We start from the raw sequence: 16,584 nt of genomic DNA on the forward strand, positions 1-16,584 counted from the left end.
GCGGGGCGCGTCGGCGCTCCGCAGGGAGGGGACCCGGTGGGACACACGGAAGCCAAGGCCGACAGCGCGAGCGAGAGCAAGGGCAAGAGCGAGGGCGAGGGCGAGAGCGCGAGCAAGGGCAGGAGACGGAGACGGATCCGCCGCATCACCCTCGCCGTCCTCCTGGTCCTGCTCCTCCCCCTCCTCACCGCCGAGACCGCCCTGCGCGTCAACTACATGGGCGACCCCGCCGACGGCACGTACACCAGGAACCGCGACGCGATCTGGCTCGGCCACGCCTGGGTCGACGGCCGCAAGGACGACGCGGACCTCGCCGCCTTCGCCCGCCGCGTCAGGACCACCGGCATCCGCGACCTGTACGTCCACACCGGCCCGATGGAGCACGACGGCACCCTGCCGAAGTCGCTGTACCCCAAGGCCCGATGGCTGATCGACGGCGTGCACCGCGAACTGCCCGGCGTCCGCGTCCAGGCCTTCCTCGGCGACGTCCTCGCCACCGAGGGCCCCGACGGCATGCGGCTGGACGACGCCGGCACCCGCGCCGCCGTCGTCGGCTCGGCCCGCCAGGTGCTCGACGCCGGCTACGACGGCGTCCACCTCGACCTGGAACCGCTGCACTCGGGCGACCGGGACTACCTCTCCCTCCTGGACGACGTCCGCGAGGTCACCCGGGCCCGCGACGCGCAGCTGTCCGTCGCCGCCCACCAGATCGACCCGCTCCCGGCCCTGCACTCCGTCTTCGGCTTCTTCACCGAGCACCCCAAGTGGTGGTCCCAGGAGTACTTCGGGCAGGTCGCCCGCCGCGTCGACCAGATCGCCGTGATGTCGTACGACACCGCGCAGCCCCTGGAGGGCACCTACGGCGGGTACGTGGCCCAGCAGACCTCCCTCGCGCTGGAGGTCACGCCGCCCACCACCCACCTGCTGATGGGCCTGCCCTTCTACCACGAGAGCAACTTCGACCACTGGGGCCATGCCGAGACCGTCGCCGCCGCCGTCCGCGGTGTCCGCCTCGGGCTCTCCCGCACGGACGCCGACCGGCAGCTCTTCGGCGTCGCGCCGTACATCGACTTCGCCGCGACGGACACGAACTGGAAGGAGTACCGCGACGGCTGGGTCCGCTAGGAGCGGCGCCGGATCTTCGAACCCAGCCAGACCAGCGGGTCGTACTTGCGGTCCACGGCCCGTTCCTTGAGGGGGATCAGCGCGTTGTCCGTGATCTTGATGCCCTCGGGGCAGACCTCCGTACAGCACTTGGTGATGTTGCAGTAGCCGAGGCCGTGCTCGTCCTGGGCCGTGCGCCCGCGGTCCAGGCCGGTGTCGTCGGCCGCGTCGAGCGGGTGCATGTCCAGTTCGGCGACGCGCATGAGGAAGCGCGGCCCCGCGAAGGCCGGCTTGTTCTCCTCGTGGTCACGCACCACATGGCAGGTGTCCTGGCACAGGAAGCACTCGATGCACTTGCGGAACTCCTGCGAGCGGTCCACGTCCTCCTGCGCCATCCGGTACTCGCCCGGCCCGAGGTCGGCGGGCGGGACGAAGGACGGGACCTCGCGGGCCTTGGTGTAGTTGAAGCCGACGTCCGTCACCAGGTCGCGGACGACGGGGAAGGCGCGCAGGGGCGTGACGGTGATCGTCTCCTCGCGGGTGAAGACGGACATCCGGCTCATGCACAGCAGCCGTGGCCGCCCGTTGACCTCCGCGGAGCACGAACCGCACTTGCCCGCCTTGCAGTTCCAGCGCACGGCGAGGTCGGGGGCCTGGGTGGCCTGGAGGCGGTGGATGATGTCGAGGACCACCTCGCCTTCGTTCACCTCGACCTCGAAGTCCTCCAGTCCGCCGCCCTCGACGTCACCGCGCCACACCTTGAAGCGGGCCTGGTAGCCGCTCATTCGGACCGCCCCTCCAGTTCCTCGTCGGCGAGGTACTTCACCAGCTCCTCCTTCTCGAAGAGGGCGAGCAGGTCGGGCCGGATCGGCTCCGTGGTCTGCCGTTCCAGGGTGATCTGGCCGCGCTCCGGGTCCGTCGTGCCCAGGGTGCCCGCCGGGTCGGCGAGCGAGCACAGCAGGTTGGCCGGGCGCCACCGGCGGTCCATCGACGGATGGTCCTCGCGGGTGTGCCCGCCGCGGGACTCGGTGCGTTCCAGCGCGGCCCGGGCCACGCACTCACTGACCAGCAGCATGTTCCTGAGGTCCAGGGCGAGGTGCCAGCCGGGGTTGAACTGGCGGTGCCCCTCGACGCCGGCCCGGCGGGCCCGTACCCGCAGCTCGGCCAGTTTCTCCAGGGCCTGCTTCATCTCCGGCTCCCGCCGGATGATGCCCACCAGGTCGTTCATCGTCTGCTGGAGTTCCTGGTGGAGGGTGTACGGGTTCTCCGGCGGGCTGTCCTCGTGCGCCTCCGCCTCGGCGGAGAACGGCCGCAGCGCCTCGGCCGCGGCCGCGTCGACCTGGGCGTCGTCCACCCGGGGACGGGTGCCGGACGCGCTGCCCGCCGCGTACTCGGCGGCGTGCCGGCCCGCCCGGCGCCCGAAGACCAGCAGGTCGGAGAGGGAGTTGCCGCCCAGCCGGTTGGAGCCGTGCATGCCGCCGGCCACCTCACCGGCCGCGTACAGCCCCGGCACCCCGCGCGCGGCGGTCGTGTCGGAGTCGACGGCGATACCGCCCATCACGTAGTGGCAGGTGGGCCCGACCTCCATCGCCTCGGCCGTGATGTCGACGTCGGCCAGCTCCTTGAACTGGTGGTACATGGAGGGCAGCCGTCGCTTGATCACCTCGGCGGGCATCCGGGTCGACACGTCCAGGAAGACCCCGCCGTGCGGGGAGCCCCGGCCCTCCTTGACCTCGGCGTTGATCGCGCGGGCGACCTCGTCGCGGGGGAGCAGCTCGGGCGGACGGCGGTTGTGGTCGGGGTCGTCGTACCAGCGGTCGCCCTCTTCCTCGGACTCTGCGTACTTCTCCTTGAAGACGTCCGGGACGTAGTCGAACATGAACCGCTTGCCGTCCGAGTTCCTGAGCACCCCGCCGTCGCCGCGCACCGACTCGGTGACGAGGATGCCCTTCACCGAGGGCGGCCAGACCATGCCCGTCGGATGGAACTGCACGAACTCCATGTTCAGCAGGGGCGCTCCGGCGAGCAGCGCCAGGGAGTGGCCGTCCCCGGTGTACTCCCACGAGTTCGACGTCACCTTGAAGGACTTGCCGATCCCACCGGTGGCGATCACCACCGAGGGTGCCTCCAGCACGAAGAAACGGCCGGTCTCCCGCTCGTAGCCGAAGACGCCGGACACCCGGCGTCCGTCCTTGAGCACGCGGGTGACCGTGCACTCCTGGAAGACCCGCAGCCGGGACTCGTGGTCGCCGGTCTCCCGGAAGTCCTCCTGCTGGAGGGAGACGATCTTCTGCTGGAGGGTGCGGATCAGCTCCAGGCCGGTGCGGTCGCCGACGTGGGCGAGGCGCGGGTACTCGTGGCCGCCGAAGTTCCGCTGGGAGATCCGGCCGTCCTCGGTACGGTCGAACAGCGCGCCCCAGGTCTCCAGCTCCCACACCCGCTGCGGCGCCTCCTGGGCGTGCAGCTCGGCCATCCGCCACTGGTTGAGGAACTTGCCGCCGCGCATGGTGTCGCGGAAGTGGACCTGCCAGTCGTCCCCGGAGTTGACGTTGCCCATGGCGGCCGCGATGCCGCCCTCGGCCATCACCGTGTGCGCCTTGCCGAACAGCGACTTGCAGATCACGGCCGTACGGGCGCCCCGCTCGCGGGCCTCGACGGCGGCGCGCAGCCCGGCGCCGCCCGCGCCCACCACGACGACGTCCCATTGCTGCCGGTCGACCACGGACATCAGAAGAACCTCGGATCGTCGAAGGCACCGGACGCGACGAGATACACGTAGAGGTCGGCGACCCCCACGCTCACCAGCGAAGCCCACGCCAGCTGCATGTGCCGGGCGTTCAGCTTCCCGACCCACTGCCACATCCGGTAGCGCACGGGATGCCGGGAGAAGTGCTTGAGCTTGCCGCCGACGATGTGCCGGCAGGAGTGGCAGGAGAGGGTGTACGCCCAGATCAGGACGATGTTGGCGAGGAACACCAGGGTGCCCAGGCCCATGTGGCCCCACGCGTAGTCCTCGTCGCGGAAGGCGAGCACGGTGTCGTAGGTGAGGATCAGGGCGACCAGCAGCGCCGCGTAGAAGAAATACCGGTGCACGTTCTGCAGGATGAGCGGGAAGCGGGTCTCGCCGGTGTACTTCTGGTGCGGCTCGGCCACGGCGCAGGCGGGCGGGGAGGCCCAGAAGCCGCGGTAGTAGGCCTTGCGGTAGTAGTAGCAGGTCAGGCGGAAGCCGAGTGGGAAGACCAGGATGATGATGGCGGGGGAGATGCCCCACCAGCCGCCGAACAACTCCCAGTTGGGCCCGCCGCGCATCGGCTCGCAGTTCTCCGCCAGACAGGGGGAGTAGAAGGGCGAGACGTACGGGGCCGCGTAGTAGTCCGCGTTGGCGAAGGCCCGCCAGGTCGAGTAGGCGATGAAGGCCAGCAGGCCCGCGGCGGTGGCGGCCGGGGCCAGCCACCAGCGGTCGGTGCGCAGGTGCGGGGCGCGGATGGCGGCGCGCGTCGGGGTGTGGACGCCGCCGCCCCGGGGATGGGGGTCGGTGTCTGGAGGTTCGGTGCCAGTGGCCACTGGGCGACTCCGGTCGTCGGGGCGGGTTCAGGGGGCGTGGCGGTCGCGGGCGCCCAGTCCCTCGTCGTCCGTGTCCGTCCACAGCGAGAGGTCGTACGGATCGTCGGAGATGGTGACGAGGTCGGGCCGCTTCGGCGCGCCCGGCGAGGCGGCGGCCTCCCGCAGCAGCGCGACGCTCTCGCGCAGGTGCTCGGCGTCGGTGCGGACCCGGCGGATCTCCAGGCCACCGCTGCCGACCTGCTGTTCCAGGCGGCCCACCGAGCGGGACAGGTCGTCGAGGGTGTGCTGAATCCTTGTCAGTTCCTCGTGCACGGACATGACGTGACCTCACTTCCTGCGGCCGCGGCCAGGGGCCGGCCTTGGACGGCGACGTTCATGCGCCTGCGAGTGTTGCGCGTCACACCCGCCGCTGGGAAGGGATGTGCACCGATTGACCGAGGCGCGTGGACGCACTCCTGGGTCCGTTGCTCCACTCGGGTGGCCTTACCCACCGTCGCCGCCGTGTCGCCCTCCGTTGCCGAATCCTTTCCCCTTCAGTGGCCAGGGACCGGCTGAATACAAATGATCAACTCCAAATACCGCTAACGCGATCACCGCGCCCGCGGCCCTCCGGAGGTACAGAGATGTCCCACGTCGGCGTCGGACCGCGCGCTGTCATGCGCTCGGTCGCCTTCCTCACCGCGGGCGCGCTCGCGGTCCCCGCGCTGGCCGCCTGCACCTCCGAGGAACCGAAGGGCAAGCCGCTCGCCGGGCAGGACACCGCCGCCGCGGCCCGCGCCCGGATCTCCGACGGCGGCACCCTGCGCTGGGCCGCGGACTCCGTGCCGGAGACCCTGAACGCCTTCCAGTCCGACGCCGACGCGACCACGGCCCGCGTCGCCCAGGCCGTGCTGCCCTCGATGTACCGGATGGACGAGACCGGCCGACCGGTCCGCAACCCCGACTACCTGGAGTCGGCCGAGGTCGTCGACACCGAGCCCAAACAGGTCGTCGTGTACAAGCTGAACCAGCAGGCGGTCTGGAGCGACGGCCGGGAGATCGGCGCCGCCGACTTCGCCGCCCAGTGGCGCGCCCTGTCCGGCAAGGACAGCGCGTACTGGACCGCCCGCAACGCCGGCTACGACCGCATCGAGAAGATCGAGCGCGGCGCCGACGACCTGGAGGTCAAGGTCACCTTCAGCCGTCCCTACGCCGACTGGAAGTCCCTGTTCACGCCGCTGTACCCGAAGGACGTCATGGGCACCCCCGACGCCTTCAACGACGGCGCGCGCCGCGAGCTGAAGACCACCGCCGGGCCCTTCGCGGTCAAGAAGGTCGACACCAAGGAGGACGAGGTCGTCCTCACCGGCAACCCGCGCTGGTGGGGCGAGCCGGCCAAGCTGGAGCAGATCGTCCTGCGCGCCGTCCCCCGCGAGAAGCGGGTCTCCCAGCTCGCGGCGGGCAAGCTCGACCTCGCGGAGATCGACCCGGAGACCGCCGAGGAGGTCGCCGTGGCCGCCGGCCCCCGCGACGCCGGCACCGGCACCCCGCTGATGGGCCCGGAGGCCGGCCCCTCCGCGAGCCGGCAGGGCAGGTCCGCCGCGCAGGCGCTGCGCTCCTGGGCCATCGCCAAGGGCTCCGACGAGGACGCCGCCGAGGAGGAGACCCTCGCCCGCGAGGAGCGGGAGGAGGCGCTGGCCAAGCGGGAACGCAGGCAGCGGGCGCTGAGCGGCTTCGAGGTGCGCAAGTCCCTGGAGCCCGCCTACACCCAGCTCGCCCTCAACGGCGCCGACGGCCCCCTCGCCGACGAGCGCGTCCGGAGGGCCGTGGCCCGCGCCCTGGACCGGGGGAAGCTGGCCAAGGCGGTCCTGGGGCCGCTGGGCCTGCCGGCCAAGCCGGTCGGCAGCCACATCGCGCTGGCCGGCCAGCCCGCCTACGCCGACGGCAGCGGCGCGCTCGGCGAGCAGAACGCCAAGGAGGCCCGGGCCCTGCTCGCGGACGCCGGCTGGGTGCCCGGCGGGCCGGTGAAGAAGCCCGAGGAGGCCGAGAAGGCGGCCGGCGCCGAGGGCGACAAGGACGGCGACGGCAAGAAGTCCGAGGACGGCGACGACGACGGGACGTACATCGTCGGCGAGGACGAAAAGAACGACGGCAAGAACGAGGGCGGCGCCGAGAACGAGGACGACGCCAAGGACGACGGCACCGGCCAGGAGAGCGGCGAGCAGGACAGCAGCGGCAAGAACACCGCGCAGGGCGGCGCCCCCGGCGCGTACGCCCCCAAGGGCACCGCCGCCCCGGCCGCCGCCGAGGCCCCCGTCGCCAAGGACGGCAAGGCGCTCACCCTGCGCTTCGTGCTCCCCTCGGGACCCGGCTCCGACGCGCTGCGCACCGTCGCCGACCGCGTCTCGGACATGCTGGAGAAGATCGGCGTCGGCACCGACATCACCAAGGTGCCGGACGAGAGCTACTTCAAGGACCACATCGCCTCCGGCGAGTACGACCTGGCGCTCTACTCCTGGCCGGCCTCCGCCTTCCCCGCCACCGACGCCCGCCCCATCTACGCCAAGCCCGTCCCGGCCGCCGACGGCTCCCTGAACGTCGCGCAGAACTACACCCGGGTCGGCACCGACCAGGTCGACCAGCTCTTCGACCGGGCCATGGGCACGCTGGACGAGGGGGAGGCGCGGGACCTGCTGCGCAAGGCCGATTCGCGGATCTGGGCGGCGGCCGGCTCCATCCCGCTCTACCAGCGGCCCCAGCTGATCGCGGCCCGCAAGAACCTCGCCAACGCGGGTGCCTTCGGCTTCGAGACGCCGGTCTACCAGGACATGGGCTTCCTGAAGAAGGGCGCGAACGGCTCCCGTCCCTCGGCCACGCCCTCGTCCTGACGCGGCTCCCACCCCTCCCGGCAAGCCCCAGTGCCCGGGGCCCCGTACCATTGGGTGAGGCCGTGGCATGTACCGCCCGGCAGGCCCGCGTGACACGGACGTACGCGAGGGCCGTCCACACACCCTCCGGGAGTACGCCTCATATGGCCACGCGCCACGACATCCGCAACGTAGCCATCGTCGCCCACGTCGACCACGGCAAGACCACCATCGTCGACGGCATGCTGAAGCAGGCCGGTGCCTTCGCCGCCCACCAGCTCGAGGGCGTCGACGACCGCATGATGGACTCGAACGACCTGGAGCGTGAGAAGGGCATCACGATCCTCGCCAAGAACACCGCGGTGAAGTACCACCCGAAGGACGGCGGGGACCCGATCACGATCAACATCATCGACACCCCCGGCCACGCCGACTTCGGCGGCGAGGTCGAGCGGGGTCTGTCGATGGTCGACGGCGTCGTCCTGCTCGTGGACGCCTCCGAGGGCCCGCTCCCGCAGACCCGCTTCGTGCTGCGCAAGGCGCTCAGCCAGCGGCTGCCGATCATCCTCTGCATCAACAAGACGGACCGCCCGGACGCCCGGATCGACGAGGTCGTCAACGAGACCTACGACCTCTTCCTCGACCTGGACGCCGACGAGGAGCAGATCGAGTTCCCGATCGTCTACGCCTGCGGCCGGGACGGCGTCGCCTCCCTGACCAAGCCCGACGACGGCACGGTCCCCTCGGACTCCACCAGCCTGGAGCCCTTCTTCTCGACGATCCTGGACTACATCCCGGCCCCGGTCTACGACGAGGAGGCCCCGCTCCAGGCGCACGTCACCAACCTGGACGCGGACAACTTCCTCGGCCGCATCGCGCTGCTGCGCGTGCACCAGGGCGAGCTGAAGAAGGGGCAGACCGTCGCCTGGATGAAGCGCGACGGCTCCGTGTCCAACGTGCGGATCTCCGAGCTGATGATGACGGAGGCCCTCACCCGCAAGCCCGCCGAGAAGGCCGGCCCGGGCGACATCTGCGCGGTCGCCGGTATCCCCGACATCATGATCGGCGAGACCCTGGCCGACCAGGAGAACCCGGTCCCGCTGCCGCTGATCACGGTGGACGAGCCCGCGATCTCCATGGTGATCGGCACCAACACCTCCCCGCTGGTCGGCCGCGGCGCCACCGGCAAGGGCGCGGACAACAAGGCGGCCGTCAAGGACCGCAAGGTCACCGCCCGCCAGGTCAAGGACCGCCTGGACCGCGAGCTGATCGGCAACGTCTCGCTCCGCGTCCTGGACACCGAGCGCCCGGACGCCTGGGAGGTGCAGGGCCGCGGTGAGCTGGCGCTGGCCATCCTGGTCGAGCAGATGCGCCGTGAGGGCTTCGAGCTGACCATCGGCAAGCCGCAGGTCGTCACCAAGGAGGTCGACGGCAAGACGCACGAGCCCGTCGAGCGCATGACGATCGACGTGCCCGAGGAGCACATGGGCGCGGTCACGCAGCTCATGGGCGTGCGCAAGGGCCGGATGGACAACATGTCCAACCACGGTTCGGGCTGGGTCCGCATGGAGTTCGTGGTGCCCTCCCGCGGTCTGATCGGATTCCGGACGGAGTTCCTCACCCAGACCCGCGGCACGGGTATCGCCCACTCCATCCACGAGGGCCACGAGCCCTGGTTCGGCGCCCTGACGACCCGCAACAACGGCTCGCTGGTCGCCGACCGCTCCGGTGCCGTCACCGCCTTCGCGATGACCAACCTCCAGGAGCGCGGCGTGCTCTTCACCGAGCCCGGCACCGAGGTGTACGAGGGCATGATCGTCGGCGAGAACTCCCGTGCCGACGACATGGACGTCAACATCACCAAGGAGAAGAAGCTCACCAACATGCGGTCGTCCTCGGCCGACTCGTTCGAGGCGATCGTCCCGCCGCGCAAGCTCTCCCTGGAGCAGTCCCTGGAGTTCTGCCGCGACGACGAGTGCGTCGAGGTGACCCCGGAAGCCGTCCGCATCCGCAAGGTGAACCTGGACGCCCGCGAGCGCGCCCGCGCCGCGAGCCGCGCCAAGCACGGCTGATCCGAGCGCGGCCGGCGCACACGGCCGGCCTCGCGCAGAACCCGGGTGCCCCCATGATGGGGGTGCCCGGGTTTTTTTCAACCCGTTTTCAGGGTCGTGGACGGCCCCGCACGTACCCCTCGGCGTCCGAAAAACGGAGATCGCCACCCGATAGCCATGTAACACGTCCGTTTCGCGGCCTTCTTGTCACGATCAGTTTGTCCAGATTTTGGAAGATCTACCCGGCAGCTGTGACTGAATTGAGATTTAAAGACGGTGGTAGGCCCTTCTGCTCATGGCAGATAGTTAGCCGCGTAGCGCTCGGGTCAATGGGTCTCGTGCTGTGGGGACAGCACACGACTCACGAGCACCAGGGGTGTCTGATCTTCCGTCAGGGGTGTCGGGAGGCAGGACATAGGCCCCTCTTGTCGGTGAACACGTGGAGTCATGAGGAGGTACCCATGCGCGGTGTCACGAACACCAGGTGGGTCACACGGTCCGTCGCCCCCAACTGCGCCCTGGCGGACGGCGATCGATTCTGAGGAGTGAGCCGGCCGTGGCAGTCCGGCCATCCGGCTACGCGCGTCCGGCTGCGGGTTTCCCACATCCCCTGGGATTTCCTGACGCTTCTTCATGATCCTTTCCACGTCCGGCCAGATCTGCGCCGGTCGCCGGATCGGTACACCCACACTTGTGAAATGGGCGAATTGTGACAAGTCCGATCGACATCGAGGGCAGCGGAACGTCGGCCATCGCCGATGAGTCGCCGCAGCCCGTCAAGACCGTCGAGGCCGAGAGCCAGGAAGGCCGGTCCCCCGGCCAGCTGATGTGGCTGCGTTTCAAGCGCGACCGGGTCGGCGTCGTCTCCGCGTGCATCGTGATCCTGTACTTCCTCGTCGCCGCGCTGGCCCCGCTCATCGCGAAGGTGTACGGGAAGGACCCCTACACGCTGTACGCCCAGGAACCGGACTATCCCTTCCTGCTGGACGACTTCGCCATGCCCACGGGCTCCTTCGGCGGCATGTCGGGCGACTTCTGGTTCGGCGTCGAACCCAAGCTCGGACGCGACGTGTTCACGATGCTGCTGTACGGCATGCGGACCTCGCTCTACATGGCCGTGGCCGTCACGCTGCTCTGCGTGGTCACGGGCGTGATCATCGGTATGGTCAGCGGCTTCTTCGGGGGCCGTGTCGACTACTGGCTGGGCCGGATCACCGACTTCTTCCTGGCCTTCCCGCAGCAGCTCTTCTTCATCGCCTTCATGCCCGTCGTGACCGCGATGTTCGTCTCCCCGCAGGACGAGACCCCCACCTATCTGCGTGCCGTCGCCATCACGCTGGTGATGTGGTTCCTGGGCTGGATGGGGCTGGCCCGCCTCGTGCGCAGCTCTGTACTGTCGCTGCGCGAGCGGGAGTTCGTCGAGGCGGCGAAGGTGTCGGGTGCCTCGCCCTGGCGCATCGTGCGCAAGGAGATCCTGCCGAACATCGTCACACCGATCCTGGTGCAGGCCACGTACATCCTGCCCAGCACGATCCTGTCCATCGCCTTCCTGTCCTACATCGGCGTCGGGTTCGTCGAACCGACCCCCGACTGGGGCCGCATGTTCGCCATCGGCGCCGACGTGTACGAGCAGGATCCGATGTTCATGTTCTTCCCGGGAGTGGCGCTGGTCGTCTTCGTCCTCTCCTTCAACCTTCTCGGAGACTCCGTCCGAGACGCATTCGACCCCAAGACCGGACGGTAATCGTCCATTGGTGGGTGGGGGAGCTGCCGCCCCCGTGCCGGGCTTCCGGACCGTCAGGCAGCAACTCGTGGACAACTACCTACAGGCAGGTGGATCGGCATCATGAAGCCCATCAGAACGCGCACCACTCGTGCCATAGCCGTGGCCATCGTGGCCGGCACGCTGGTGCTGACCGGCTGCTCCGACAACGGTGGGGACAGCAAGGGCAAGAGCGACGCCAAGAACCAGAAGGACGCCGCGGAGCAGCAGGCTCCCGTGGCCTACGGGGACGCCGCGGCCTCCAACGGTCCGGCCGAGGACGTGGCCGGGGCGAAGCCGGGCGGGTTCATCAACGTCTACATGCAGTCCGACCTGACGCACATGGACCCGGGTCAGATCTACGTCAGCGACGCCGGACAGTTCGCCAACCTCATCCACCGAGGTCTGACGAACTTCCAGGAGGACGAGAAGGGCAACCTGACCGTCGTCGGTGACATCGCGACCGACTCCGGCCAGTCCTCCGACGGCGGCAAGACCTGGACGTACAAGCTCAAGGACGGCGTCAAGGACGACCAGGGCAACGTCATCACCTCGAAGGACGTGCGCCACTCCATCGAGCGCCTGTACTCCAAGGTGATCTTCGACGGCCCCACGTTCGTCCAGTCCTGGCTCTCGGGCAACGACTACCGCAAGGCCCTTCCGGACGGTCCGTACAAGGGCAAGCACCTGCCGGACTCGGTGCTGGAGACCCCCGACGACAAGACCGTGGTCTTCCACTTCTCCCAGCCGCGGCCGGACCTGCCGCAGGCGCTCGCCATGGCCGGTTACGCGGTCGTGCCCGAGAAGCGGGACACGAAGGAGAAGTACGACGACGCCCCGGCGGCACTCGGCCCCTACAAGATCGCCGAGTACAAGCCCGGCAAGTCGATGAAGCTCGTCAAGAACGACCAGTGGGACCCGAAGACGGACTCGGTCCGGCACCAGTACGTCGACGGTTACAACTTCAGCAGCACGATCGACCAGGCCAGCCAGACCAAGCGCCTGGCCGCCGACCAGGGCGAGGCCAAGAACGCGATCCAGTTCACCGACTCGGTGGACCCGGCCCAGATGTCGTCCGTCGTCGGCGACGCGAACGCCAAGAAGCGGACCATCCAGGGCTACCAGCCCTACGTGTGGCAGCTGACCTTCAACCTCGACCGCATGAAGGACAAGAAGGTCCGCGACGCGATCACCTACGCGATCCCGAACCAGTCCATGGTCCAGGCGGACGGCGGACGCTACGGCGGCGAGGTGGCCGGCGGACTGCTCGCCCCGACTCTCCCGAACTTCGACCCGGAGTACGACCCCTTCGGCAAGCTGAAGAAGCCGAACGGCGACCCGGAGAAGGCCAAGAAGCTGCTCGAGGAGGCGGGTGTCAAGGAGGGCACGAAGCTCACCTACGCCTACTCCAACACTCCGCGCGGCCAGGCGCAGATGGTCATCATCAAGGACGCCCTGGCGAAGATCGGCTTCGACGTCCAGGCCAAGGAGATCGACCGGGCCAGCTTCTACGAGCAGGTCGGCAAGCTGAAGAACCCGTACGACCTCTACATGACCGGCTGGGGCCAGGACTGGCCGAACGCCTCCACGGTCATCACCCCGGTCTACGACGGTGAACTGGTCTCGGACGGTGCGTCCAACTACTCGCACATCGACGACCCGGAGGTCAACGCGCTGATCAAGAAGGCGATGACGCAGGAGCCGACGGAGGCGGCCAAGACCTGGGAGCAGGCCCACCACCGCATCGTGGAGGAGATCAACCCGGCGGCCCCGGTCTACTACTCGAAGCAGATCCAGCTCTACGGGTCCAACATCGGTGGCGCCACCTACAGCACCGAGTCGAGCTACATCAACATCAACGACCTGTACCTGAAGCAGCCGTAGCCCTCCAGCCCGGCTGACCGTGGGGGGCGCGCACCAGGCGGAGCGCGCCCCCCGCGGACGGCACTTTCTCCCTGCCGTCGCGTCCCCGAAGAGAGCACCCCCTGCCATGCTTCAGTTCCTCGTTCGCAGGTTGATCGGCGCCTTCGTGATCATGTTTTTGATCGGTGCCTTCACCTTCTTCTTGTTCTATACGATCCCCCAGGACTTCGCCGAGCTGTCCTGCGGCAAGAACTGCACCCCCGAGAACATCGCGGTGATCCGCGAGAACCTCGGTCTGGACAAGCCGATCACCGCCCAGTTCTGGGAATTCATGTCGGGCATCCTCCTCGGCCGTGATTTCGCCCAGGGGCACTGCTCCGCGCCGTGCCTCGGCATGTCCTTCGACACCAAGGAGTTCGTCTGGGACTCGATCATGGACCGGTTCCCCCTGACGCTCTCGCTGACCGTCGGCGGCCTGGTCATCTTCCTGATCCTGGGTCTGGGCTCGGGGCTCCTGGCGGCCTGGAAGCGCGGCACCGTCGTGGACAAGCTGGTCAGTGGCGCGTCCATCGTCCTCAGCTCGTTCCAGATCTACTTCCTCGGCCCGATCGTTCTCGGCATCTTCGTGTACAACGCGGGAATCCTGGACAACCCGCAGTACCAGCCGTTCACCGAGAACCCGTGGGCGTGGGTCGTCGGGCTGATCATCCCCTGGTGCGTGATGGCCACCATCTTCACCGCCCAGTACACCCGTATGTCGCGGTCGACGATGATCGAGCAACTCCAGGAGGAGCACGTCCGCACCGCGCGTGCCAAGGGCATGAAGCAGCGCTATGTCTTCTTCCGCTACGCCTGGCGGGGCTCTCTCATCCCGATCGTCACCATCCTCGGCATGGACCTCAGCGCCCTGCTGTCCGGGGCGGTGGTCACGGAGTTCACCTTCGACCTGGCGGGCATCGGCCGCCTCGCGGTGGATTCGTCGCTGACCAAGGACCTGCCGGTGACGATGGGCGTGATGCTGTTCGGAGCCTTCTTCATCCTGCTCCTGAACATCCTCGTGGACCTCGCCTACGCATACATCGACCCGCGCGTGCGGCTCAGCTAGGAGAATCACCGTGAGTACTCTGACCAAGACCGAAGGCGAGCCGGCCGGGACCGGGCCGGAGTCCTTCCTCTCGGTCCGCGACCTCCGGGTGCAGTTCTCCACAGAGGACGGCATCGTCAAGGCGGTCGACGGCCTGTCCTTCGACGTCGAGCGAGGGCGCACCCTCGGCATCGTCGGAGAGTCGGGATCCGGCAAGTCCGTCACCAACCTCACCGTCCTCGGACTTCACAATCCCAAGAAGACGACGGTGGACGGCGAGATCGTCCTCGACGGCAAGGAACTCGTCACCGCGACCGAGCGGGAGATGGAGAAGCTCCGCGGCAACAAGGTCGCGATGATCTTCCAGGATCCGCTGACCGCGCTGTCCCCGTACTACACCGTGGGCCGGCAGATCGGCGAGCCCTACATGAAGCACACCGGTGCCTCCAAGAAGGAGGCCAGGGCACGCGCGATCGAGATGCTGACCAAGGTCGGCATCCCCCAGCCCAAGTCGCGGGTGGACGACTACCCGCACCAGTTCTCCGGCGGCATGCGCCAGCGCGCGATGATCGCCATGGCACTGGTCTGCGACCCGGACCTGCTGATCGCGGACGAGCCGACCACGGCCCTGGACGTGACCGTCCAGGCCCAGATCCTCGACCTGCTCAAGGACCTCCAGCAGGAGTTCGGGTCCGCCATCGTGTTCATCACCCACGACCTCGGCGTCATTTCCGACATGGCCGACGACCTGCTGGTGATGTACGCGGGCCGGGCCGTGGAGCGCGGCAGTACGGCGGAGGTGCTGCGCCGGCCCCGGCATCCGTACACCTGGGGACTGCTCAGTTCGATGCCGCGGCTCGGCGGCAGCCTGGACCAGGCGCTCACGCCCATCCCCGGCTCGCCACCCAGCCTGCTCACCCCGCCGCCTGGGTGCCCCTTCCACCCGCGGTGCGCGTTCAGGAGCGAGGTGCCCGACGACCGGTGTTCCACCGAGCGGCCGGCGCTCGACGCGGGCCGGTCCGCGGCCTGCCACCTGACGGCGGAGCAGAAGCAGACTTTCTTCATCGACAAGATCCAACCCCGGCTGCGCTAGGGAGACAGAGACATGAGCGACGAACTCACCCTTCCCGCACAGCAGGGTTCCTCCGGCAAGCCGTCCGAGACGCTGCTGAAGGTCAAGGGCCTGACCAAGCACTTTCCGGTGTACGGCGGATTCCCGATCAAACGGAAGGTCGGCGCCGTCCAGGCCGTGGACGACGTCGACCTGACCGTCGGCGCGGGGGAGAGCGTCGGGCTGGTGGGTGAGTCCGGCTGCGGAAAATCCACCACCGGCCGCCTCATCACCCGGCTCCTGGAGCCGACCGGCGGGCAGATCGAGTACGCGGGCCGGGACATTACGCACGCCTCCCGCAGGCAGCTGGCGCCGGTCCGCTCCGAGATCCAGATGATCTTCCAGGACCCGTACTCGTCGTTGAACCCCCGGCAGACCGTCGGAACTATCATCAAATCGCCGATGGAGGTCAACGGGATCAAACCGAAGGGCGGCCAGGACACGAGGGTCCGTGAGCTGCTCGAACTCGTGGGGCTCAACCCCGAGCACTTCAACCGCTTCCCCCACGAGTTCTCCGGCGGCCAGCGCCAGCGCATCGGGGTGGCCCGCGCGCTCGCCCTCGAGCCCAAACTGATCGTGGCCGACGAGCCCGTCTCCGCGCTCGACGTCTCCATTCAGGCCCAGGTCGTGAACCTGCTCCAGAAGGTGCAGGAGGAGCTGGGTATCGCCTTCCTCTTCATCGCGCACGACCTGGCCGTCGTCCGGCACTTCTCGCAGCGTGTCGCGGTCATGTACCTCGGCAAGGTGGTCGAGGTCGGGGACCGGGAGTCCATCTACAGCAGGCCCCGCCACCCCTACACCCACGCTCTGCTGTCGGCCGTTCCCGAGGTGTCGATGGCCGACGAGCCGGATGACCGCGAGCGTATCCGGCTGGCCGGCGACGTGCCCTCGCCGATCATGCCGCCGTCGGGCTGCCGCTTCCGTACCCGCTGCTGGAAGGCGGAGGACAAGTGCGCGAGCGAGGTGCCCCCGCTGGTCCGGATCGCCGGAAACCATGAAGGTCACCTGACGGCATGCCACTTCCCCGAGGCCCCCTCGACCGCGGCGCGCGAGGAGGACATCGTCCTCGACCCGGCGTTGACCGCGCTGGAGGACACGGACAAGGGCTGACCCGCACCAGACAAAGACCGAGGGCCCGTGCCTGGGGAGGCGCGGGCCCTCGGTTTCCCTGGAAGCGGACGTGTCCGGGCTCGGGTCAA

12 protein-coding genes are annotated in these 16,584 nt (G+C 68.8%); 8 read left to right on the forward strand and 4 right to left on the reverse strand.

From position 1 onward, the window contains the following. Positions 1–36: 36 nt before the first annotated feature. Positions 37–1,125 carry a hypothetical protein gene (locus tag ACFW01_RS08995; RefSeq protein ID WP_384502727.1) on the forward strand — a complete coding sequence of 363 codons (1,089 nt, stop codon included), beginning with the start codon at positions 37–39 and terminating at the stop codon, positions 1,123–1,125. Here ACFW01_RS08995 and ACFW01_RS09000 read toward each other — a convergent pair. From ACFW01_RS09000 to ACFW01_RS09015, 4 genes are read right to left on the reverse strand one after another with little or no spacing between them, the layout of a single operon-like run. Further along, positions 1,122–1,889, reverse strand: a complete 768-nt coding sequence (locus ACFW01_RS09000) for a succinate dehydrogenase/fumarate reductase iron-sulfur subunit (RefSeq protein WP_384502728.1) — start codon at positions 1,887–1,889, stop codon at positions 1,122–1,124. The two genes, ACFW01_RS08995 and ACFW01_RS09000, sit on opposite strands and share 4 nt — an antisense overlap. Continuing rightward, on the reverse strand, positions 1,886–3,832 hold the full coding sequence (locus tag ACFW01_RS09005; protein WP_384502729.1) for a fumarate reductase/succinate dehydrogenase flavoprotein subunit: 1,947 nt from the start codon (positions 3,830–3,832) through the stop codon (positions 1,886–1,888). The genes ACFW01_RS09000 and ACFW01_RS09005 overlap by 4 nt, the downstream gene beginning before the upstream one ends. Further along, positions 3,832–4,668 (reverse strand): hypothetical protein, encoded by an 837-nt coding sequence (locus tag ACFW01_RS09010; RefSeq protein ID WP_384502730.1) that lies wholly within the window; start codon positions 4,666–4,668, stop codon positions 3,832–3,834. The genes ACFW01_RS09005 and ACFW01_RS09010 overlap by 1 nt, the downstream gene beginning before the upstream one ends. Positions 4,669–4,695: 27 nt before the next feature. After that, positions 4,696–4,986, reverse strand: a complete 291-nt coding sequence (locus tag ACFW01_RS09015) for a hypothetical protein (RefSeq protein WP_384502731.1) — start codon at positions 4,984–4,986, stop codon at positions 4,696–4,698. A gap of 305 nt (positions 4,987–5,291) precedes the next feature. Here ACFW01_RS09015 and ACFW01_RS09020 point away from each other — a divergent pair, with 305 nt between their 5' ends. From ACFW01_RS09020 to ACFW01_RS09050, 7 genes are all read left to right on the forward strand, one after another. Further along, positions 5,292–7,535: an ABC transporter family substrate-binding protein gene (locus tag ACFW01_RS09020; RefSeq protein WP_384502732.1), complete on the forward strand. Its 2,244-nt coding sequence runs from the start codon at positions 5,292–5,294 to the stop codon at positions 7,533–7,535. A 143-nt stretch (positions 7,536–7,678) separates the two neighbouring features. Beyond that, on the forward strand, positions 7,679–9,586 hold the full coding sequence (gene typA, locus ACFW01_RS09025) for a translational GTPase TypA (RefSeq protein ID WP_234954918.1): 1,908 nt from the start codon (positions 7,679–7,681) through the stop codon (positions 9,584–9,586). A 688-nt stretch (positions 9,587–10,274) separates the two neighbouring features. Beyond that, positions 10,275–11,309 carry an ABC transporter permease gene (locus ACFW01_RS09030; protein WP_384502733.1) on the forward strand — a complete coding sequence of 345 codons (1,035 nt, stop codon included), beginning with the start codon at positions 10,275–10,277 and terminating at the stop codon, positions 11,307–11,309. Between the two features lie 102 nt (positions 11,310–11,411). Then, positions 11,412–13,211 (forward strand): ABC transporter substrate-binding protein, encoded by a 1,800-nt coding sequence (locus ACFW01_RS09035; protein ID WP_384502734.1) that lies wholly within the window; start codon positions 11,412–11,414, stop codon positions 13,209–13,211. 106 nt (positions 13,212–13,317) lie between these two features. Then, positions 13,318–14,295, forward strand: coding sequence for an ABC transporter permease (locus ACFW01_RS09040; RefSeq protein ID WP_384502735.1), 978 nt, complete (start codon positions 13,318–13,320; stop codon positions 14,293–14,295). A gap of 10 nt (positions 14,296–14,305) precedes the next feature. Further along, positions 14,306–15,367, forward strand: a complete 1,062-nt coding sequence (locus tag ACFW01_RS09045) for an ABC transporter ATP-binding protein (RefSeq protein WP_234954914.1) — start codon at positions 14,306–14,308, stop codon at positions 15,365–15,367. Positions 15,368–15,379: 12 nt separating this feature from the next. After that, the gene (locus ACFW01_RS09050) at positions 15,380–16,495 is read left to right on the forward strand and encodes an ABC transporter ATP-binding protein (RefSeq protein WP_384502736.1); all 1,116 of its coding nucleotides are present in this window, start codon (positions 15,380–15,382) and stop codon (positions 16,493–16,495) included. The last annotated feature ends 89 nt before the right edge of the window (positions 16,496–16,584 follow it).

Source organism: Streptomyces sp. NPDC058985 (assembly GCF_042740985.1).
Classification (GTDB): domain Bacteria; phylum Actinomycetota; class Actinomycetes; order Streptomycetales; family Streptomycetaceae; genus Streptomyces.